Origin of the sequence: Mixta calida (assembly GCF_002953215.1) — a bacterium.
Lineage (GTDB): Bacteria > Pseudomonadota > Gammaproteobacteria > Enterobacterales > Enterobacteriaceae > Mixta > Mixta calida.
The window spans coordinates 908,758-928,223 of record NZ_CP026378.1; the positions used below are offsets into that span (position 1 = coordinate 908,758).

At 56.8% G+C, this 19,466-nt stretch carries 17 protein-coding genes and 1 pseudogene; 8 read left to right on the forward strand and 10 right to left on the reverse strand.

Features of this window, described 5'->3' with window-relative positions; genetic code table 11:
* Positions 1–61: 61 nt before the first annotated feature.
* From lpxC to mutT, 4 genes and pseudogenes are all read left to right on the forward strand, one after another.
* Complete coding sequence (lpxC, locus tag C2E16_RS04275) at positions 62–979, forward strand: UDP-3-O-acyl-N-acetylglucosamine deacetylase (protein WP_038628240.1); 918 nt, start codon at positions 62–64, stop codon at positions 977–979.
* Positions 980–1,263: 284 nt separating this feature from the next.
* Positions 1,264–1,773, forward strand: coding sequence for a secA translation cis-regulator SecM (secM, locus tag C2E16_RS04280; protein WP_038628237.1), 510 nt, complete (start codon positions 1,264–1,266; stop codon positions 1,771–1,773).
* A gap of 81 nt (positions 1,774–1,854) precedes the next feature.
* Positions 1,855–4,560 carry a preprotein translocase subunit SecA gene (gene secA / locus C2E16_RS04285; RefSeq protein WP_084969997.1) on the forward strand — a complete coding sequence of 902 codons (2,706 nt, stop codon included), beginning with the start codon at positions 1,855–1,857 and terminating at the stop codon, positions 4,558–4,560.
* 432 nt (positions 4,561–4,992) lie between these two features.
* Positions 4,993–5,390 (forward strand): annotated as a pseudogene (mutT, locus tag C2E16_RS04290) (8-oxo-dGTP diphosphatase MutT).
* A 26-nt stretch (positions 5,391–5,416) separates the two neighbouring features.
* Here mutT and yacG read toward each other — a convergent pair.
* Genes yacG through coaE form a run of 3 tightly spaced genes read right to left on the reverse strand, consistent with a single transcriptional unit; the run spans position 5,417 to position 6,992 of the window.
* Positions 5,417–5,623, reverse strand: a complete 207-nt coding sequence (yacG, locus tag C2E16_RS04295; RefSeq protein ID WP_038628227.1) for a DNA gyrase inhibitor YacG — start codon at positions 5,621–5,623, stop codon at positions 5,417–5,419.
* 9 nt (positions 5,624–5,632) lie between these two features.
* Positions 5,633–6,376 (reverse strand): cell division protein ZapD, encoded by a 744-nt coding sequence (zapD, locus tag C2E16_RS04300; RefSeq protein ID WP_038628225.1) that lies wholly within the window; start codon positions 6,374–6,376, stop codon positions 5,633–5,635.
* Positions 6,377–6,380: 4 nt separating this feature from the next.
* Positions 6,381–6,992 (reverse strand): dephospho-CoA kinase, encoded by a 612-nt coding sequence (gene coaE, locus C2E16_RS04305; protein ID WP_084969998.1) that lies wholly within the window; start codon positions 6,990–6,992, stop codon positions 6,381–6,383.
* 240 nt (positions 6,993–7,232) lie between these two features.
* Between coaE and C2E16_RS04310 the strand changes: the two genes are divergently transcribed.
* Positions 7,233–8,273, forward strand: coding sequence for a GMP reductase (locus tag C2E16_RS04310; RefSeq protein ID WP_038628222.1), 1,041 nt, complete (start codon positions 7,233–7,235; stop codon positions 8,271–8,273).
* On the opposite strand, the gene hofC is transcribed toward C2E16_RS04310, so the two are convergent.
* From hofC to nadC, 4 genes are all read right to left on the reverse strand, one after another.
* Positions 8,270–9,469 carry a protein transport protein HofC gene (gene hofC, locus C2E16_RS04315; RefSeq protein WP_038628221.1) on the reverse strand — a complete coding sequence of 400 codons (1,200 nt, stop codon included), beginning with the start codon at positions 9,467–9,469 and terminating at the stop codon, positions 8,270–8,272. The two genes, C2E16_RS04310 and hofC, sit on opposite strands and share 4 nt — an antisense overlap.
* The gene (gene gspE / locus C2E16_RS04320) at positions 9,462–10,844 is read right to left on the reverse strand and encodes a type II secretion system protein GspE (protein ID WP_038628218.1); all 1,383 of its coding nucleotides are present in this window, start codon (positions 10,842–10,844) and stop codon (positions 9,462–9,464) included. Before gspE ends, hofC begins: the two co-directional genes overlap by 8 nt.
* Positions 10,841–11,284, reverse strand: a complete 444-nt coding sequence (gene ppdD / locus C2E16_RS04325; RefSeq protein WP_038628216.1) for a prepilin peptidase-dependent pilin — start codon at positions 11,282–11,284, stop codon at positions 10,841–10,843. The genes gspE and ppdD overlap by 4 nt, the downstream gene beginning before the upstream one ends.
* Before the next feature lie 249 nt (positions 11,285–11,533).
* Positions 11,534–12,424, reverse strand: a complete 891-nt coding sequence (gene nadC / locus C2E16_RS04330) for a carboxylating nicotinate-nucleotide diphosphorylase (protein WP_038628214.1) — start codon at positions 12,422–12,424, stop codon at positions 11,534–11,536.
* Positions 12,425–12,693: 269 nt separating this feature from the next.
* Between nadC and ampD the strand changes: the two genes are divergently transcribed.
* Together ampD and ampE are read left to right on the forward strand one after the other, a co-directional pair.
* Positions 12,694–13,269, forward strand: coding sequence for a 1,6-anhydro-N-acetylmuramyl-L-alanine amidase AmpD (gene ampD / locus C2E16_RS04335; protein ID WP_038628211.1), 576 nt, complete (start codon positions 12,694–12,696; stop codon positions 13,267–13,269).
* Positions 13,266–14,120 carry a beta-lactamase regulator AmpE gene (ampE, locus tag C2E16_RS04340; protein WP_038628207.1) on the forward strand — a complete coding sequence of 285 codons (855 nt, stop codon included), beginning with the start codon at positions 13,266–13,268 and terminating at the stop codon, positions 14,118–14,120. The genes ampD and ampE overlap by 4 nt, the downstream gene beginning before the upstream one ends.
* Here ampE and C2E16_RS04345 read toward each other — a convergent pair.
* The 3 genes from C2E16_RS04345 to aroP form a co-directional block, all read right to left on the reverse strand.
* Entirely contained in the window at positions 14,091–15,068 is a 978-nt protein-coding gene (locus C2E16_RS04345; protein WP_038628205.1) for a glycoside hydrolase family 43 protein, read from the reverse strand. The genes ampE and C2E16_RS04345 overlap by 30 nt on opposite strands.
* Entirely contained in the window at positions 15,065–16,480 is a 1,416-nt protein-coding gene (locus tag C2E16_RS04350; RefSeq protein WP_038628202.1) for a glycoside-pentoside-hexuronide (GPH):cation symporter, read from the reverse strand. The genes C2E16_RS04345 and C2E16_RS04350 overlap by 4 nt, the downstream gene beginning before the upstream one ends.
* Positions 16,481–16,645: 165 nt before the next feature.
* Positions 16,646–18,001, reverse strand: a complete 1,356-nt coding sequence (aroP, locus tag C2E16_RS04355) for an aromatic amino acid transporter AroP (protein ID WP_084969999.1) — start codon at positions 17,999–18,001, stop codon at positions 16,646–16,648.
* 537 nt (positions 18,002–18,538) lie between these two features.
* Between aroP and pdhR the strand changes: the two genes are divergently transcribed.
* On the forward strand, positions 18,539–19,303 hold the full coding sequence (gene pdhR / locus C2E16_RS04360; RefSeq protein WP_038628197.1) for a pyruvate dehydrogenase complex transcriptional repressor PdhR: 765 nt from the start codon (positions 18,539–18,541) through the stop codon (positions 19,301–19,303).
* The last annotated feature ends 163 nt before the right edge of the window (positions 19,304–19,466 follow it).

Consider the following 19,466-nt stretch of genomic DNA (forward strand, 5'->3'; position numbering starts at 1 on the left):
AAAATCTTCGCCCGTCAGTGATATAGACTGACGGTCGGATGATATTTTGCGAGATAATACGATGATCAAACAACGGACATTAAAACGTATTGTTCAGGCGACTGGCGTCGGTTTGCATACCGGCAAGAAAGTCTCCCTGACGTTACGCCCTGCGCCGGCTAATACCGGGGTCATCTATCGTCGCACTGACTTGAATCCACCGGTTGATTTCCCGGCTGATGCAAAATACGTGCGCGACACCATGCTGAGTACCTGCCTGGTGAATGATGAAGGCGTGCGTATCTCTACCGTAGAACACCTGAACGCTGCGCTGGCAGGTCTCGGCATCGACAACATTATTGTCGAAGTGGACGCGCCGGAAGTGCCGATCATGGACGGCAGCGCCGCGCCATTCGTCTACCTGCTGGTTGACGCGGGCGTGGAAGAGCTGAACAGCCCGAAGAAATTCGTGCGCGTTAAGCAGGCCGTGCGTGTTGAAGATGGCGATAAGTGGGCTGAAATTAAACCGTACAACGGTTTTTCGCTCGACTTTACGATCGATTTCAAACATCCGGCGATCGACTCCAGCTCACAGCGCTATCAGCTGAATTTCTCTACGGAAGCGTTTATGCGCCAGATCAGCCGCGCGCGAACCTTTGGCTTTATGCGTGAAATCGAATACCTGCAGTCCAAAGGCCTGTGCCTGGGCGGTAGTTTAGATTGCGCGATTGGGTTAGACGATTTCCGCGTACTGAACGAAGAAGGTTTACGCTTCGAAGATGAATTCGTTCGTCACAAAATGCTGGATGCTATCGGCGACCTGTTTATGTGCGGCCACAATATTGTCGGCGCGTTTTCCGCCTACAAATCAGGTCATGCGCTGAACAACAAGCTGTTGCAGGCAGTGCTGGCGAAACAGGAAGCCTGGGAATGGGCGACCTTTGAAGACGAAGCTGAACTGCCGGTGGCATTCAGGGCAACAAATCTGGTTCTGGCGTAATTCGCCTTAACCGCTTAAAGCGACTGGTAGCGTTGGCTCACTCTCTCCGGCCAGCAAAGCCAGTCGTTTTTATTTCTGCCGCAGGGCGCGCATTATTTGCGCCGTTGCGTTCAGAATATCGCTCTTTTCTTTTCCTCCCGCTACGATCTGATGTTTAACGCGCGCAATGATGATAAGATTTGCCCTCGTTAAAAGCGGCAACAGGCGTATTGCGTCAGATGGAATACAGCCGCTAATCATTCATTGAAGAAGGGCAGGCTTCACCCTGCCAGACGGAAACCGTTGTGATCGCTATTTTTCACCGTTGGCGACAATTAGGCAGGCGTTATTTTTGGCCGCATCTCTTGTTCGGCATGGTGGCGGCAAGCCTCGGCCTGCCCGCAGCCCATGCGCAGAATGCTGAGCAAAATAATCGTCCCGAAGCCGCCGCGAAAAATTTGAGCACAAACAGCGTCGTTCGGTTCGATAACCTGGCGCTGCTGCAGGGGAATGCCCGTCGCGCCAGCTTTACGGTGGATTACTGGCATCAGCACGCCATCCGCACCGTTATTCGCCACCTTTCTTTCGCGCTTGCGCCGCAAAATTTGCCCGATGCTGAAACGGCGCTGCCGCTGGCGGTGCAGAAGATCGCATTGCTGGATACGCTTAACGCGCTGCTGACGCATGAGCCGCGCCGCCCGGTCATCATTCGTCATACCCAACACGCCGCGCTTTCCATTACGCCCGATTACCATGCCGGTATCTGGCTCGCTCAGGTGCAGGGTATTCGCGCCGGTCCATACATTCTTAGCTAAAGCCCCAACACGCCTTAAACCGTATCACTATAAAAACGAGCCGCAGAGAGACAGCGCGGTGAAGATGAGAATGTATTTATTATGCTGATTAAGTTATTAACCAAAGTTTTTGGTAGCCGCAACGATCGTACGCTGCGTCGCATGCGTAAAGCGGTAGAAATCATCAACAAAATGGAGCCGGATTTTGAAAAGCTCAGCGATGATGAACTGAAAGCGAAGACCCAGGAATTCCGCGCCCGCCTGGAAAAGGGCGAGACGCTAGACAGTCTGATCCCGGAAGCGTTCGCGACCGTGCGTGAAGCCAGTAAACGCGTGTTCGGCATGCGTCACTTTGATGTCCAGCTGATCGGCGGCATGGTGCTGAACGATCGCTGCATCGCTGAAATGCGCACCGGTGAAGGTAAAACCCTGACCGCGACGCTGCCTGCTTATCTGAACGCCCTGACCGGCAAAGGCGTGCACGTCGTTACCGTGAACGACTACCTGGCGCAGCGCGATGCGGAAAACAACCGTCCGCTGTTTGAATTCCTCGGCCTCTCCGTCGGCATCAACCTGCCGGGCATGCCGGCGCCCGCCAAGCGTGAGGCCTATGCCGCCGACATCACCTACGGCACCAACAACGAATATGGCTTCGATTACCTGCGCGACAATATGGCGTTCAGCCCGGAAGAGCGCGTACAGCGTAAGCTGCACTATGCGCTGGTGGATGAGGTCGACTCTATTCTGATCGACGAAGCCCGTACGCCGCTGATCATCTCCGGCCCGGCGGAAGACAGTTCTGAGCTTTATATCAAAGTAAACAAAATCATTCCGCGCCTGATCCGTCAGGAAAAAGAAGATTCCGACACCTTCCAGGGCGAAGGTCACTTCTCTGTGGACGAAAAAGCGCGTCAGGTGCATCTCACCGAGCGCGGCCTGGTCTCTATTGAAGAGCTGCTGGTGCAGGAAGGCATTATGGCGGAGGGCGAGTCGCTCTATTCGCCGAACAACATCATGCTGATGCACCATGTCACCGCCGCGCTGCGCGCCCATGCGCTGTTTACCCGCGACGTAGATTACATCGTTAAAGATGGCGAAGTGATCATTGTCGATGAGCATACCGGGCGCACCATGCAGGGTCGTCGCTGGTCTGATGGCCTGCATCAGGCGGTGGAAGCGAAAGAGGGCGTCGAGATTCAGAACGAAAACCAGACGCTGGCTTCCATTACCTTCCAGAACTACTTCCGTCTCTATGAGAAGCTGGCCGGTATGACCGGTACTGCTGATACCGAAGCTTTTGAATTCAGCTCGATCTACAAGCTGGACACCATCGTTATCCCCACCAACCGTCCAATGGTGCGTAAGGATCTGCCGGATCTGGTCTACATGACCGAGAAGGAGAAGATCGATGCGATCATCGAAGATATTCGCGAGCGTACGGCGAACGGCCAGCCGATCCTGGTGGGCACCATCTCCATCGAAAAATCGGAAGTGGTCTCTAATGAACTGACGCGCGCCGGCATCAAGCACAACGTGCTGAACGCCAAATTCCACGCGCGTGAAGCGGATATCGTCGCGCAGGCGGGTCAGCCTGGCGCGGTCACCATCGCCACCAACATGGCAGGCCGTGGTACCGATATTATGCTGGGCGGCAGCTGGCAGGCCGAAGTCGCAGCGCTGGAAAACCCGACCGAAGATCAAATCGCCGCTATCAAGGCGGACTGGAAAAAACGCCACGACGCGGTGCTGGCGTCCGGCGGTCTGCATATTATCGGCACCGAGCGTCATGAATCGCGCCGTATCGATAACCAGCTGCGCGGCCGTTCCGGTCGTCAGGGCGATCCAGGTTCTTCCCGCTTCTACCTGTCGATGGAAGATGCGCTAATGCGTATTTTCGCCTCCGATCGCGTTACCAATATGATGCGCAAGCTGGGCATGAAGCCGGGCGAAGCGATCGAACATCCGTGGGTAACCAAGGCGATTGCTAACGCGCAGCGTAAAGTTGAAAGCCGTAACTTTGATATTCGTAAGCAGCTGCTGGAATATGATGACGTCGCTAACGATCAGCGTCGCGCCATCTACTCACAGCGTAATGAATTGCTGGACGCTTCCGACGTCAGCGAAACCATCAACAGCATCCGCGAAGATGTCTTCAAGAGCACTATCGACAGCTACATTCCGCCGCAGTCGTTGGAAGAGATGTGGGATGTGGACGGTCTGGAAGAGCGCCTGAAAAACGACTTCGATCTTGAGCTGCCGATTAAACAGTGGCTGGACAAAGAGCCGGAGCTGCATGAAGAGACGCTGCGCGAGCGCATCCTTGAGCAGGCGAAGGAAGTCTATCTGCGTAAAGAAGAAGTGGTCGGCGCCGAGATGATGCGCAACTTCGAAAAAGGCGTGATGCTGCAAACCCTGGATTCCCTGTGGAAAGAGCACCTGGCGGCGATGGACTATCTGCGTCAGGGCATCCATCTGCGTGGCTATGCGCAGAAAGATCCGAAGCAGGAATACAAGCGTGAATCCTTCGCTATGTTCGCCGCTATGCTGGAATCGCTGAAGTATGAAGTGATCAGCACGCTGAGCAAGGTGCAGGTGCGCATGCCGGAAGAAGTGGAGGCGATGGAGGCGCAGCGTCGTGAAGAAGCTGAGCGTCTGGCGCAGCAGCAGCAGCTAAGCCACGTTGATGATGAAACGCAGGCCGCCGCCGCGCTGGCCGCCGAAACCGGCGAACGCAAAGTAGGGCGCAACGACCCGTGCCCGTGCGGTTCCGGCAAAAAGTACAAGCAGTGCCACGGTCGTCTGGCCTGATAAAATCGTAAGTGAGAAGGGAGCTGAAAGGCTCCCTTTTTATTGGGCGAAAGAAAAGGGCGAGTAGTTTTCTGTGTTGATATTTTGTTTTGTGATGAAGTGAAAAGCGCTGGTGGGTATCGGTGACTATTCTTTAAAACGCTTTTAAATCAGGCTAATAGCGTTCTTTAAAATGTGGAATGGATTGGTAGCTTTACGTGCCATGTTTTTTGTTTTTAAATCAATTATATAGATTTAGAGTGTTCCCTGCGCCAGCGGGGATAAACCGCAGCGTCAGGTGTTCCTGCCACTTCGTCATGAGTGTTCCCGAAGATAAACCGCTGGCGAGAATCGGTCATATGCGCCTCACCGAGTGTTCCCTGGGTAAGCAGGGATAAACCGGTAACAAAATCAGGCTATACTGCCCTTCACTCCATTAACAAGGATGCGAAAATGAAACATCTTCAGGTCGCTGTTGGCATCATTCGCAATGCACAGCAGGAAATCTTTCTGACGCGCCGTCCGGCCGACTCCCATATGGCGAATATGTGGGAGTTTCCGGGCGGGAAAATCGAAGTAGGCGAAACGCCGGAGCAGGCGCTGAAGCGCGAGCTGCTGGAAGAGACCGGCATTGTGGTGATAGCGGCGACCGCATTTGGCAATGCCGATCACACCTATGAAGATCTGCGCGTGACGCTGCACTTTTTTATGGTGGAACAGTGGCAGGGCGAGCCCTGGGGAAAGAAGGCCAGCCGCAGCGCTGGGTACCTCAGCGCGAGCTGGTCGCCGATGAGTTTCCACCGGCGAACCACAAGCTGGTGGCGCGCCTGCTGGCGGAAGCGCGCCCGTAATTCAGGACTGAATTTCCGTCCAGGTGTCAGTGACGCTGAATGTCTTCCTCACTCCAGTCATCGCTGTCGGTGAGATCGTTGCTGCTGGGGATACGTTTTTCCTCAGCGGCCCACTCTCCCAGATCGATTAGCTGGCAGCGCTTACTGCAAAACGGACGAAACGGACTCTCTTCTCCCCAGATGACCGTTCTGCCGCAGGTCGGACAGGCGACTTTCGTGACATCTTTACTCATATAACCCCTCTAACAACAGGCCAGCTCGAAATCGAGACGTGCCGGCACTTCACCACGCTCGCTGTCAAGCGGTAGAAAACGGATCGCGTAACGGGTTTTATGGCCCGATACCTGCGGATAAAGATTGTCCTCCAGCGTCAGTTGCAGACGCAGCAGGTCAGCGCCCTCGGCGTTATCCTGATAAAAACCGTTCAGGCTGGTCTGATGGCGGAAAACGCCGGACTGACGGATCAGCTCCAGAATCATAAACAGCGCCTGACGCAGCGGATCGAGCGAGCCCATCCAGCTGGCGACCTGCGCATCGCGCAGCGGCTGATCGAGATGCAGCCAGACATGCAGCGTCGGCAAATCGAAACTGCAACAGCCGCCGGGAATGCTCAGGCGCTGACGCACCAGCGCAATCAGGCGATCTTCGCGCAGCGACTGGCCAATGCGCGGCGCCGCCATCAGTTCCCCGGCGCGGCTTTTCAGCTGTCGACGCAGCGCTTCCACCCGTTCGGTATCCACGCCGGGCACGTCGCACCAGGCCAGCAGTTTTTGCTGCTGACGCTCCAGCTCTTTCAGCATCTCAGTGCGCAGCTCGCCGCGCTCAAACACATCCAGCAGCTCGCTGATATTGCGGAAAAAGGTCAGGGCGGTCAGGTAATCGGTAATATTGGCACAAGCCTGAAGCTGTTGCAGCAGAAACTCAATCCTCAGCCAGGTGCGCATTTTTTCATTTAACGGATGCTCGAAAAGAACGATTTTGCTCATGCTGTTAATCCTGTTTTGTCGCTCTGGCCAGCGCCAGATAGCACTGATGCAGTTCGGCGACCAGCGGCGCCACTTCTTCAGGACGCCCGCTGTTTTCAATAATGTCATCCGCCACGGCCAGACGCGCTTCGCGTGTGGCCTGAGCGGCAATAATTTTTTCGGCCTGTTCGCGCGTGACGCGATCGCGGGCGATGGTGCGCGTAATCTGAACCGCAGGATCGACATCCACCACCAGCACCCGATCGGCCAGTTTTTCCAGACGATTTTCCACCAGCAGCGGCACTACCCATAAGCACCAGGGGGAGCGGGCCGCCATAATTTGCCGCCGTGTCTCTGCATGGATCAGCGGATGCAGCAGTTGATTGAGCCAGGTTTTTTCCGCTGGCGCGTTGAATATCGTTTGGCGCAATGCAGCGCGATTCAGCGAGCCGTCCGCCAGAAGAACAGAAGGGCCAAAGTGCGCCGCTATCTCCGCCAACGCGGGTTGTCCAGGCTCCACCACCTGACGCGCAATCACGTCGGCATCAATAATATCCACGCCATGCTGTGCGAAGGCCTGGGCGACGGTGCTTTTTCCACTGCCGATCCCGCCGGTCAGCGCAACGGTGTAAGGCATCTTTATCGGTTCCTGCTTCGCCTGTAAACGCCGGTTAGCCTGAGATTAACGCGCACTGTGATCGGTATATTTTGCAATAGCGATCACATCGCTTCTCTTCAGGTAAATTTACGGGATTGTAGCGTAAATAAAGGCAATTTCGCAGTCTTGTACGTGCGTTTTTAGCGCGTATGATAGCGTCACTGGAGCTGGCTGCAGCCCCCGATCGTCAGATCGTCGCCATTAACCAGGAAAGCTGTCATGCGTATTGAAGAAGATTTAAAACTGGGTTTCAAAGATGTTTTAATCCGCCCGAAACGTTCTACCTTAAAAAGCCGTTCACAGGTAGAGCTGAGCCGTCAGTTTACTTTCAAACACTCCGGCATCGCCTGGTCTGGCGTTCCGATCATCGCCGCCAATATGGATACCGTAGGTACCTTCCGCATGGCTGAAGCGCTGGCCAGCTTCGATATCCTTACTGCGGTGCACAAGCATTACAGCGTTGACGAATGGCGCGCATTTGTCCAGCGCGTGCCGGAGCAGGTGCTGCAACATGTGATGGTCTCCACCGGCACTTCCGACGCCGACTTCGACAAGCTAAAAGCGGTGCTGGCGCTGTCGCCTGCGCTGAATTTTATCTGTATCGACGTAGCGAACGGTTACTCCGAGCATTTCGTTGAATTCCTGCAGCGGGCGCGTGAAGCCTGCCCGGATAAAACGATCTGTGCGGGCAACGTCGTGACCGGCGAGATGGTCGAAGAGCTGATCCTCTCCGGTGCGGATATCGTCAAGGTGGGTATCGGTCCCGGTTCGGTTTGCACCACGCGCGTAAAAACCGGGGTAGGTTATCCGCAGCTTTCCGCCGTGATTGAGTGCGCCGATGCCGCGCATGGTCTGGGCGGGCAGATCGTTAGCGACGGCGGTTGTTCGGTGCCGGGCGACGTCGCCAAAGCGTTCGGCGGCGGCGCGGATTTCGTTATGCTCGGCGGTATGCTGGCTGCGCACGATGAATGCGAAGGGCATATTGTTGAAGAGAACGGCGAAAAATTCATGCTGTTTTACGGCATGAGTTCCGAATCCGCCATGAAACGTCACGTGGGCGGCGTTGCGGAATACCGTGCGGCCGAAGGCAAAACGGTTAAGCTGCCGCTGCGCGGCCCGGTTGACGCGACGGCGCGCGATATTCTCGGCGGCCTGCGTTCCGCCTGTACCTATGTCGGCGCGGAACGCCTGAAGGAACTGACCAAGCGCACCACCTTTATTCGCGTAGCGGAGCAGGAAAACCGCGTTTTTAACCGCTAATTCATTACCTCGCCCAGGCTGAAGATGGGCAGATACATGGCGACCACCAGCGTACCGACAATGGCGCCGGTAATCAGCATCATTACCGGTTCCAGCGTGGTCGCCAGCGTATCAGCCAGCTCATGCGTCTGGCTTTCATGCCACTGCGCCAGACGGGCCAGCAAATCATCCAGCGCGCCTGCTTCTTCCCCTACTTTTATCAGCTGCCGACAGAGCGAAGTGAACAGGGCGCTGTCAGCGATCGCCTGATGCAGCGGCGTTCCTTCCGCAATCTGCGTCTGCAGCTGCCGTATCGCGTCGCGCCACAGCCGGGGCGTCAGCGTTTGCTCTACCGCCTGGAGCCCCTGCAGCAGCGGCAATCCTGCCTGCTGGGTAAGGGTCAGGATGGCGAATATCTGGCTGAGCAAGCTGCCGCGCCACAGTTTCGAAAGCAACGGTAGCCGCAGCAGGCAACGCTGTTCGTTTCGCTGCCATTCAGGCCGTCGTTTACGCTGATAGCGCCAGAAACCAAGCAGGCCGGCCATGATGAGCGCCAACGGCGCAAACAGCCGTTGCAGTCCCGCCGAGAGCGTCAGTACGGCGGCGGTAAAGGCAGGCAGCGGCGCGTTGAATGCCTGATAGATGGCGACGAACTCCGGCAGCACCAGCAACAGCATACCGCCAGCTACCGTCAGCGCGATCAATAAAATGAACAGCGGATAGCGCAGCGCGGTAACTACCTTTTTCTGTAACCGCATCTGCCGTTCCTGCTGACTGGCCAGTTGAGCGCAGCAGCGATCTAACTGGCCGGTCAACTCGCCGACCTTCATCAGCGCGGCGTAAAGAGGAGGGAAAATACCAGGCCATTTCGCCAGCGCTATGGAAAAAGGTGTTCCCTGTTCAACCTCTTCCTGCAACGCTGCCAGCAGGGCACGCCAGCCGGGATGAGGTTCGCCTTCGCTCAGCAGATGTAACCCGGTAGAGAGCGTCAGGCCAGCCTTCAGCAGCGTCGCCAGCTGATGCATCAGGGCGACTTTCTGACGCGTCTTCCAGTCACGGGCGCGGAAATATTTGCCCGCCTTGCAGGAAAGCGGCATAAGTTGCAGCGCCGCCATTTTCGTCATGACGGCCTGCTCGTTTTCCCCCAGCCAGCATCCTTCCACCAGCTCACCCTGTTGATTCATCGCCTGCCAGCGCCAGAGGCGACAGTTAGCCATGTTCCACGCCTATCACGCGATACACTTCCGCCAGCGATGTATCGCCGCGATCGACCGCATGCAGCCCTTCTACCAGCAGGCTGTTTAGATCCTGCCGCTGCGCCAGCGCATTCAACGTCTCGCTACCGGCGTCCGCGGCGATAGCCGTTTGCAGTTCACTGTTAATCGCCAGCAGCTCAAACAGCGCCAGCCGGCCGTAGTAGCCGGAAAAGCAGTGATCGCAGCCGGTAGCCTGCCAGTTTTGCAGGCTGCCGGACCAGAGATGCGCAGGCAGGTCATCAATTTTTTCCGCCGGCGAGCGGCAGTGCGGGCAAAGGCGACGCACCAACCGTTGCGCAATCACCAGCCGCAGCGCGGAAGCCAGCAGATAACCCGGAATGCCCATCTGTCCGAGGCGCGTTAGCGTCTCGACAGGGGAGTTGGTATGCAGCGTAGAAAGCACCAGATGACCGGTTTGCGCCGCCTTTACCGCGATCTCCGCACTTTCGCTATCGCGAATTTCGCCCAGCATAATCACATCCGGGTCCTGGCGTAGCAGGGCGCGCAGCACGCGTTGAAAATCAAGCCCGGCGCGTGGATTGATCTGCGTTTGATTAACGCCCGCCAGCGGAATTTCCACCGGGTCTTCAACGCTGCACAAATTTTTTCCCGGCTGGTTAAGGTGGCTAAGACCGCTATAGAGCGTATGGGTTTTGCCGCTGCCGGTCGGGCCGGTCACCAGAATCAGCCCCTGCGGCTGGGCCAGCGCGCGGCAAAAACAGGCGAGCGCGGCGGGCTGCATCCCCAGTTGCGCCAGCGTCAACGCCTGCGATGCGCTCTGCAGCAAACGGATCACCGCTTTTTCGCCGTTGTGAACCGGCAGGGTGGCGAGACGGAACGCAATCGCTTCATCCTGCACGCTGACGCTGAATTGCCCATCCTGGGGCAGACGGCGCTCGGCGATATCCAGGTTAGCGAGGATCTTAAGGCGCGCAAGCAGCGGCGCCTGCTGCGTATCGCTGATGCTCTGTAATGGCTGCATTACGCCGTCAATACGCAGCCGCACCCGCATGCCATCCGCGCCGGGTTCAATATGGATATCGGAGGCGCGGCGTTGAAACGCCTGCAGCAGCAGTTGGTCAACCAGCGCCGTAACGGAGGCTGACGGTATCTGCGCTTCTTCTGCCTTCGCTGGCATGCCGCGCAGCTGCTCAAGCCGCGCCTGCGGCCAACGTTCTACCGATATCTGACGCTGACCGGTAAACTGCAACGCCTCCAGCATCAAGGGCGATGGCGCGCCGGCAACCGCCACCGTAATCGTCGCCGCATCTTCTTTGATCAGCAATGCCTGATACTGGCGGCAAATCTCCTGTAGGCGAAGGTTAGCGCTGTTCATGGCTTAACCTCATCGTCATCGAAGCGGAACACCGCACGGCATGCATCCTGCAAGCCAGCGTTAGTGCTGTCACAGCTGCGCTGCCAGTTCATCTGGCCTTCATTGCTTTGCCATTGTGGGGTAAGGGTGACCTTCAGGCCATTCAGACTCTCCTGGCCGGTAAGCGCGATCGCGCCCGCCGTTACGCTGACGGAAGCCACATAGCGCGAACGCTTCGCCGCCGGCACGCCGTTGCTACCTGCGCTACAGTTTGTCGTTGCGCCATGTTCAACCGCACAGAGCTCAACCGCCGTTTTATAAGGCAGCATCGTTTGCAGCATATCGGTCAGGGCGGCCTTCTGCAGGTAGTTCTGGTAAGCGGGTATGCCGATAGCGCTGAGTATCGCCACGATGCCAATCACAATCATCAATTCAATCAGCGTAAAACCTTGTTGTCTCATTTGCACTTCTCCATGTGGGTTACAGACCCGACGTTAGCTAACGGAGCGCAAAGGGACGAGGGGAAGCAAGAGGAACTGGAAAAGCGGCCGTAAAATATTCACCGTGTTGCCGCAGGCGGCAGAAAAGCTGGAAGCGACCTCGCAAAGTTATCTGGCGATATGCAAGAAAACTAAGGGGCGGAGAGAAGGCGGCGAGTCAACGTGCAGTGAGGCAGGCGTGGCGCTCAGGGAGCGCCACCCGTAACCGGCTTAGCGGAAGCGCATGGAGAGATCCAGCGCCCGCACATGCTTGGTCAGCGCCCCTACCGAAATGTAATCAACGCCGGTTTCTGCGAAGCTACGCAGCGTCTGGTCGGTGACGTTGCCGGAGACTTCCAACAGCGCCCGACCCTGGTTGATGCTGACCGCTTCGCGCATCTGTTCAACGGAGAAGTTATCGAGCATAACGATATCGGCGCCAGCCGCCAGCGCCTGCTCCAGCTCATTCAGCGTTTCGACTTCCACTTCGACCGGCACATCGGGATGCAGCCAGAGCGCCTTTTCCACCGCCAGCTGAATGGAGCCGCTGGCGATAATATGGTTCTCCTTAATGAGAAAGGCGTCCGAGAGTCCGAGGCGATGGTTTTCCCCGCCGCCGCACAGCACGGCGTATTTCAGAGCGGTACGCAGCCCCGGCAGCGTTTTACGCGTATCCAGCAGGCGGGTCTGCGTGCCTTCCAGCAGACTGACGTAGCGGCTGACTTCGCTGGCGACGCCGGAAAGCGTCTGCACGAAGTTGAGCGCGGTGCGTTCAGCGGTGAGCAGCAGACGCGCCGGACCGGAAACTTCAAACAGCGTTTGTCCCGCCTCGATCGCATCGCCATCCGCAACGCGCCAGGTGAGCTGCGCCTGATTCCCCAGCTGAATAAAGACTTCCTCCACCCAGCGTTTACCACAGAAAACACCGGCTTCGCGTGTAATCACTGTCGCCTGCGCCTGCTTATCAGCAGGAAGCAGGCTGGCGGTAATATCGTTTTCAGCGTTGGCCTCGCCGCCGAGATCTTCTCGCAAAGCCAGCGCCACGGCGCCAGGAATATCATCTTTAATGCGTGAAAGCAGAGCCGCGCGTCGGTTTTCAGGGTTGTAACGTCGCTGTGTCATAAAGTTCCCGTCATGGTTTTTTGCGATGCGCTTACTCTATCCTGGCGCGCCGTCAGGCGCCAGTTCAGGGTATAAAGTTTAGTTCGCTAAACAAATTCCGCGTTTTTTCACTGGATAATGCGTGTCGGGAGGGGCTCAGAAGGCGCTATTTAGGCCTGGGAAAGACCCAGTCAGAACCTTTTTGATCCTGAAAAGGGTCGCACAAGGAATGTAAATAGGTCGACTAATTCATGTTAGGCTGTGTAAAAAAATGAACAGGAGATCCCGGCATGGAGTTAAAAGAGGGCTGGCTGACGGACGTGCGCCAGGTGCCTTCACCGCATTTCAATATCCGCCCGGATGAGGAGACGCCCAGCCTGCTGGTGGTGCATAACATCAGCCTGCCGCCCGGCGAGTTCGGCGGCCCCTGGATCGATGCGCTGTTTACCGGCACACTTGATCCGGCCGCCCATCCTTATTTCGCCGATATCGCTCACCTGCGCGTCGCTGCGCACTGTCTGATCCGACGCGACGGCGAAATCGTGCAGTACGTGCCTTTCGATAAGCGCGCCTGGCACGCCGGCCTTTCCTGCTGGCAGGGGAGGGAAAACTGCAATGATTTTTCTATCGGCATTGAGCTGGAAGGCACCGATACGCTCGCCTACACCGATGCGCAGTATCAGGCGTTGCAGGAGATAACGCGCCTGCTGATGCAGCATTATCCGATTACGCCCGCACGTATAACCGGGCACAGTGATATCGCGCCGGAACGCAAGACCGATCCGGGTCCCGCGTTTGACTGGACGCGCTTTCTGCGCGGTCTGCCGGAGACCGCCAGCTTACATTTACCGGAGCGGAATGCATGACGCTTTTTTCTTTGTTACTGGTTTTGGGTTGGGAACGCCTGTTTAAAATGGGCGAACGCTGGCAGCTCGATCATCGTCTTGAGCCCTTTTTCCGTCAGCGCCGCCATTTTTCCCTCTGGCGCACCGTCGGCATGACGCTGGTGGCAATGCTGCTGGTGCTGGTGATTATCCTCTCGCTGCGCGGTCTGTTCTTCGGCGTGCCTCAACTACTGTTCTGGATCGTTACGGGGCTGCTTTGTATAGGCGCGGGTTCAATGCGTCTGCATTATCACGCTTATCTGAAGGCTGCCAGCCACGGCGACGCCAACGCCTGCGGCGCAATGGCGGAGGAGCTGACGCTGATCCACGGCATGCCGGTTGAATGCAATCAGCAGGAGACGCTGAAAGAACTGCAAAACGCGCTGTTGTGGATCAACTACCGCTTCTATCTGGCGCCGCTGTTCTGGTTTGTTGTCGGCGGCGCCTGGGGGCCGGTGCTGCTGACCGGCTACGCCTTCCTGCGCGCCTGGCAAAGCTGGCTGGCGAAACACCAGACGCCGCTTGAGCGCGCCCGTTCCGGCATCGACCGCCTCCTGCACTGGGTGGACTGGATTCCGGTTCGTCTGGCAGGCGCGGCTTACGCATTGTTAGGACACGGCGAACGCGCGCTGCCCGCCTGGTTTGCAGCGCTGGGCGATCTGCGCCGCCCGCAGTATCAGGTGCTGACGCAGCTGGCGCAATATTCGCTGGAACGCGATGAGCGTAACGACAGCGTGGAAACGCCACGGATTGCCGTGGCGCTGGCCAAAAAGGTCTCGCTGGTGATTGTGGTGGTGGTGGCGCTACTCACCATTTACGGCACGCTGGTGTAACGTGGTGTCGGCTGGCGGCACGCCGAAGTCCGGCATGCCGTTGGCGTCCCAGACAATGTTTTTTATGCGCGTATGGCGATTCGGGTCCCACAGCGGATCGCCTTCAATTTCGGTGTAGTTGCGCGCGTGATAGACCAGCAGATCGTTGCCTTCTTCATCGACGGTAAAGCTGTTATGCCCCGGCCCGTACTGGCGGTTTTCCCAGCTGGTGGTGAAGACCGGCCGGGCGGATTTATTCCAGTGGGCGGGCTGCATCGGATCGTCATCCACATCGATCCACAGCAGGCCCAGGCAGTAATTTTCATCCGTCGCGCTGGCGGAATAGCTGACAAACAGGCGGTTGCCGTGACGAATAACGGCCGGGCCTTCGTTAACACTGAATCCTGCGCACTCCCACTCGTATTCAGGACGGCTCAGCATCACCGGCCTGCCTTTCAGCGTCCAGGGATTCTCCAGTTCCGCCAGATAAAGATTGGAGTTGCCGGGGATAGCCGGATCTTTTTGCGCCCACAGATACCACCGCTTGCCCTGATGCTGGAAGGTGGTCGCATCGAGCGAAAAACTGTCGATCGGCGTCTGAATGCGGCCGCGATCCTGCCATTCTCCCGCCAGCGGATCGGCGTCGTCGCAGGTCAGGGCGTACATGCGGTGCTGAAACAGCCCTTCTTTAATCTCCCGGCTCGGCGCCGCCGCAAAGTAGATCACCCATTGACCGTTCACATGGTGGATTTCCGGCGCCCAGATCAGCGCGCTCATCGGGCCGACGTCGGGTTTGCGCCACACCACCACCGTCTCCGCTTCCGCCAGACCGAGAAGAGTGTCGGCGCAGCGCAGCTCCAGGCGGTCATATTCGGGCACCGAGGCGATAAAGTAGTAGCGATCCTGATGGCGTAAAATAAACGGGTCCGCCCGCTGTTCGATAAATGGATTAGGCCACTGGGTAGTCATGGTGCCGTTCCTTCTGGTTTGATAGCAAAAGTATTGCCGTCGCGCAGCGCGCTCAGCTCACGATAGTTTTCCCGCCGTTTCGCCAGATCCTGCTGGATGGTCTGCATCAGTTGACGGTCGACTTTTAACAGGCGCACCACGCCTGCGGTAATCAGGTAGCCGATGCCGGGGATCACGGTAAACAGCAGCATAATGCCGTTGATGGCGCTGGCGTCCTGCTGTTTCGCGCCGGCATCGTAGCCGTAGAAAGAGAGCAGAAAGCCGACCATCGCCCCGGCCACCGCCAGGCCGACCTTCAGGAAGAACAGGTTGCCGGAGAAGCTGATGCCGGTGATACGCTTGCCGGTCTTCCATTCGCCGTAATCATCCACGTCCGCCATCAGCGACCAGTGCAGCGGGGAGGGGATCTGATGCAGGATATTCAGCAGGAAATACATGACCGCCACCAGCACCGTCGCCTGCGGATTCAGGAAGTAAAAGCCGCAGGAGAAGATCGCCAACGCGATATTGGTCCAAAAGAAAACCTTCAGCTTGCACCAGCGATCTGTCAGCACTTTCGCCAGCGTGCTGCCGATCATCATGCCCACCACGCCAAGGCTGATAAACAGCGTGGCGAAATGGGTGGATTGCCCCATGACCCAGGTGACGTAATACATCGTCGCCGCCATGCGGATAAAACCGGGGCAGACGTTGCAAAAGGTCAGCAGCAGAATGCGCACCCACTGATCGTTTTTCCACACGTCGCGCAGATCGTTTTTCAGATCGTCGTTAGTGGGAACGGCGGGGCGGATACGTTCGCGTACCGTAGCGAAGCAGTAAAGGAACATCAGCAGCCCGATAACCGCCATCACGCCCATCGCCATTTGATAGCCGCGCGCCTTGTCGCCGCCACCGAACCATTCGGTCATCGGCAGCAGCGTCAGGGAGAGAATCAGCGTGGCGATGCCGACCATGACAAAACGATAGGACTGGCAGGAGACGCGCTCATGGGGATCGTTGGTAATGACGCCGCCCAGCGAGCAGTAAGGAATATTGATGGCGGTATAGGCCAGCGACATCAGGAAATAGGTGACGAAAGCGTACATCACTTTGTATTCATAGCTCCAGTCCGGCGTGGTAAACATCAGCACGCTGAACAGAACGTAAGGCACCGACACCCACAACAGCCACGGACGAAATCGCCCCCAGCGGCTCTGGGTACGATCGGCGATGGCGCCCATTATAGGATCGGTCACCGCATCCAGCACGCGCACGGAAAGGAGCAATACGCCCACCAGCGCAGGCGCCAGGCCAAATACATCGGTATAGAAATAGTTAAGAAATAGCATAATCGCGCCGCCAATCATATTGCAGCCAGCGTCGCCCATGCCGTAACCCAGCTTTTCTCGAAAAGAAAGCGCAGATCCGTTCATTATATTTTCTCCCACAGAGCCGTGGAATGATTATTGCGGCTTAACGATTGGTGGGCTAATACAGGTTGGTCATGAAGATGGACAAAATAACTGCGACGGAAAAAATGTGAAGGGCGTAACGATTAGTCAGGAAGGAGAGCCGGGCGCGGGGCGCCCGGCGGAGGATTACGCACGCTGTGTTTTATTCTTAATCGCGTAGCCGATCGCCAGCACGATCAGCCAGACCGGAATCAACCAAACCGAGATCGCCATGCCCGGCGTCATCAGCATAATCACCAGAATCGCCGCCAAAAAGATCAGGCAGATCCAGTTGCCTGCCGGATAGAGAATGGCGCGGAAGCGCGTCTGTACACCCTGACGATCTTTAGCCTTGCGGAATTTCAGGTGCGCCAGACTGATCATCGCCCAGTTAATCACCAGTGCGGAGACCACCAGCGCCATCAGCAGGCCGAACGCTTCGCCAGGCATCAGGTAGTTGATCAGCACGCAGACGGCGGTCGCCAGCGCCGATACGCCCAGAGCGATATAGGGCACGCCGCGGCGGTCGACTTTCAGCAGCGCCTGCGGGCCGCTGCCCTGTTTAGCCAGGCCGTAAAGCATACGGCTGTTGCTGTATACGCAGCTGTTATAGACCGACAGCGCCGCCGTCAGGAATACGACGTTTAAGACATTGGCTACCAGCGTTTCGCCGAGATCGTGGAAAATCATCACGAATGGGCTGCTTTCGCCGACGACTTTTACCCACGGATAGAGAGACAGCAGCACCGCCAGCGAGCCGATATAGAAGATCAGGATGCGGTAGATAACCTGGTTGGTGGCGCGTGGGATGCTTTTCGTCGGATCGTCCGCTTCGGCGGCGGTAATACCGACCAGTTCCAGGCCGCCGAAGGAGAACATGATGACCGCCATCGCCATTACCAGCCCGCTAATGCCGTGAGGGAAGAAACCGCCCTGAGACCAGATATTGGTGACCGACGCTTCCGGGCCGCCTTGTCCGCTCAGCAGCAGCCAGCCGCCGAACAGGATCATCCCGACCACGGCGACCACTTTAATAATGGCGAACCAGAACTCCATCTCGCCGTAGACTTTGACGTTGGTCAGGTTAATGCCGTTAATCAGAACGAAGAAAATCGCGGCGGTCGCCCAGGAGGGGAACTCCGGCCACCAGACCTGCACATATTTGCCGACGGCGGTCAGCTCCGCCATCGCCACCAGCACATAGAGCACCCAGTAGTTCCAGCCGGAGGCGAAGCCGGCAAAGTTGCCCCAGTATTTATAGGCGAAGTGGCTGAAGGAACCGGCAACCGGTTCTTCCACCACCATTTCGCCCAGCTGGCGCATAATCAAAAATGCGATAAAACCGCCAATGGCATAGCCCAGCAAGACTGACGGCCCGGCCATTTGGATAGTTTGCCCAATTCCCAGAAACAGGCCGGTGCCGACGGCGCCGCCTAATGCAATCAGCTGAATATGACGGTTCTTTAATCCGCGCTTCAGCGTCTCGCCCTGCTGTTGTTCCATAAAAATCCTCATGCTTGTTCTTTCGCCTTCCCTGAAGAGTTGGCGTTTTGACGCCTGCGGGCAGGCGCCTGGCTTTGTAATAATATCGTTACGTTTTCTGTATTGTTAGTTTTACATAGGCGGTTATCACAATTTGTTTCCAGTGCTATCGCGAGGCTCAGAATAGTGGTAGGCGAGAAATATTGCACCTGCTTTCTTTTTCATGGCACGGGATTGTCAGAAAAGCGTTGCGCCGGTCACGTCAAAATTATTTTTTGCCATAAAATTCGAATAAAGACGAATAGGGTTCTTTTATGACGTAAAATGAGATCCGGGTCTAACTTCGTGTAAGGTTTGGTAAAATCGCGCCAGGGAGATTGTCCATTCGCGGAGAAATAGCGTCTTTTCCGTGCTGTTTTCGGGCATTTCAACACCCGACAGACAGCACAATTCGGGCTGAAGCCATATAGACAGAAGGTGAATACTTTGTTACTTTAACGTCACTTTTTTCTAATTGGTATTACCAATTTACTTCGGCGCCTGGCAGAAGAAGGGACTATGGCCTACAGTAAGATTCGCCAACCAAAGCTCTCCGATGCAATAGAGCAACAGCTTGAGTCCCTGATTATGGAAGGGACGCTGCGTCCGGGCGAAAAGCTTCTCCCTGAACGTGAACTCGCCAGGCAGTTCGATGTTTCACGTCCCTCTTTGCGTGAAGCGATACAACGCCTGGAAGCAAAAGGATTACTGCTGCGTCGTCAGGGCGGGGGCACCTTCGTACAAAAGAATCTGTGGCAGAGCCTGAGCGATCCGCTGGTAGGGCTGCTCGCCGATCATCCTGAATCCCAGTTTGACCTGCTCGAAACCCGCCACGCTCTCGAAGGTATCGCCGCTTACTACGCCGCCCTGCGTGGCACCGAGGAAGATTTACAGCGCATTCGCGACTGCCATCTGGCGATTCAGCACGCTCAGCAGAGCGGCGATCTGGATGCTGAAGCGGATGCAGTCATGCAGTATCAAATCGCCGTTACGGAAGCGGCCCATAATGTCGTGCTGCTGCATTTGCTGCGCTCAATGGGGCCGATGCTGGAAAAAAACGTAAGACAGAATTTTGAATTGCTTTACTCACGCCGGGAAATGCTGGCACAGGTGAGCAACCATCGCGCCAGTATTTTTGAGGCGATTGTGGCCCGCGAGCCGGAAAAGGCGCGCGAAGCCTCACACCGTCATCTGGCGTTTATCGAGGAGATATTGCTGGACAGAAGTCGGGAGCAGACGCGTCGTGAACGCTCCCTGCGTCGTTTACAGCAACGTAAGGAATAACGCGTAATTTTAAAAACCAGGATTTTGCATGAGGGCATTCAGGTTCCCGGCAGCGGCTCAGGCGTTCAGAAAAGAGGACGGCGGCTACGAACGGGCGGGCTTGTCGCCAACAGGTAAAAGATAAGGGAATACGCGGCAACTAACGACGGGCCTGTCTCCTTGC

What these genes read in the sequence shown, in the direction of transcription:
- ampD (WP_038628211.1), top strand. Translation starts at nt 12,694, where the DNA reads ATGGAGTTAAAAGAGGGCTGGCTGACGGACGTGCGCCAGGTGCCTTCA.
- ampE (WP_038628207.1), top strand. Translation starts at nt 13,266, where the DNA reads ATGACGCTTTTTTCTTTGTTACTGGTTTTGGGTTGGGAACGCCTGTTT.
- zapD (WP_038628225.1), bottom strand. Translation starts at nt 6,376, where the DNA reads ATGAGCAAAATCGTTCTTTTCGAGCATCCGTTAAATGAAAAAATGCGC.
- C2E16_RS04310 (WP_038628222.1), top strand. Translation starts at nt 7,233, where the DNA reads ATGCGTATTGAAGAAGATTTAAAACTGGGTTTCAAAGATGTTTTAATC.
- lpxC (WP_038628240.1), top strand. Translation starts at nt 62, where the DNA reads ATGATCAAACAACGGACATTAAAACGTATTGTTCAGGCGACTGGCGTC.
- C2E16_RS04350 (WP_038628202.1), bottom strand. Translation starts at nt 16,480, where the DNA reads ATGAACGGATCTGCGCTTTCTTTTCGAGAAAAGCTGGGTTACGGCATG.
- C2E16_RS04345 (WP_038628205.1), bottom strand. Translation starts at nt 15,068, where the DNA reads ATGACTACCCAGTGGCCTAATCCATTTATCGAACAGCGGGCGGACCCG.
- gspE (WP_038628218.1), bottom strand. Translation starts at nt 10,844, where the DNA reads ATGAACAGCGCTAACCTTCGCCTACAGGAGATTTGCCGCCAGTATCAG.
- aroP (WP_084969999.1), bottom strand. Translation starts at nt 18,001, where the DNA reads ATGGAACAACAGCAGGGCGAGACGCTGAAGCGCGGATTAAAGAACCGT.
- secA (WP_084969997.1), top strand. Translation starts at nt 1,855, where the DNA reads ATGCTGATTAAGTTATTAACCAAAGTTTTTGGTAGCCGCAACGATCGT.
- nadC (WP_038628214.1), bottom strand. Translation starts at nt 12,424, where the DNA reads ATGACACAGCGACGTTACAACCCTGAAAACCGACGCGCGGCTCTGCTT.
- coaE (WP_084969998.1), bottom strand. Translation starts at nt 6,992, where the DNA reads ATGCCTTACACCGTTGCGCTGACCGGCGGGATCGGCAGTGGAAAAAGC.
- yacG (WP_038628227.1), bottom strand. Translation starts at nt 5,623, where the DNA reads ATGAGTAAAGATGTCACGAAAGTCGCCTGTCCGACCTGCGGCAGAACG.
- pdhR (WP_038628197.1), top strand. Translation starts at nt 18,539, where the DNA reads ATGGCCTACAGTAAGATTCGCCAACCAAAGCTCTCCGATGCAATAGAG.
- hofC (WP_038628221.1), bottom strand. Translation starts at nt 9,469, where the DNA reads ATGGCTAACTGTCGCCTCTGGCGCTGGCAGGCGATGAATCAACAGGGT.
- ppdD (WP_038628216.1), bottom strand. Translation starts at nt 11,284, where the DNA reads ATGAGACAACAAGGTTTTACGCTGATTGAATTGATGATTGTGATTGGC.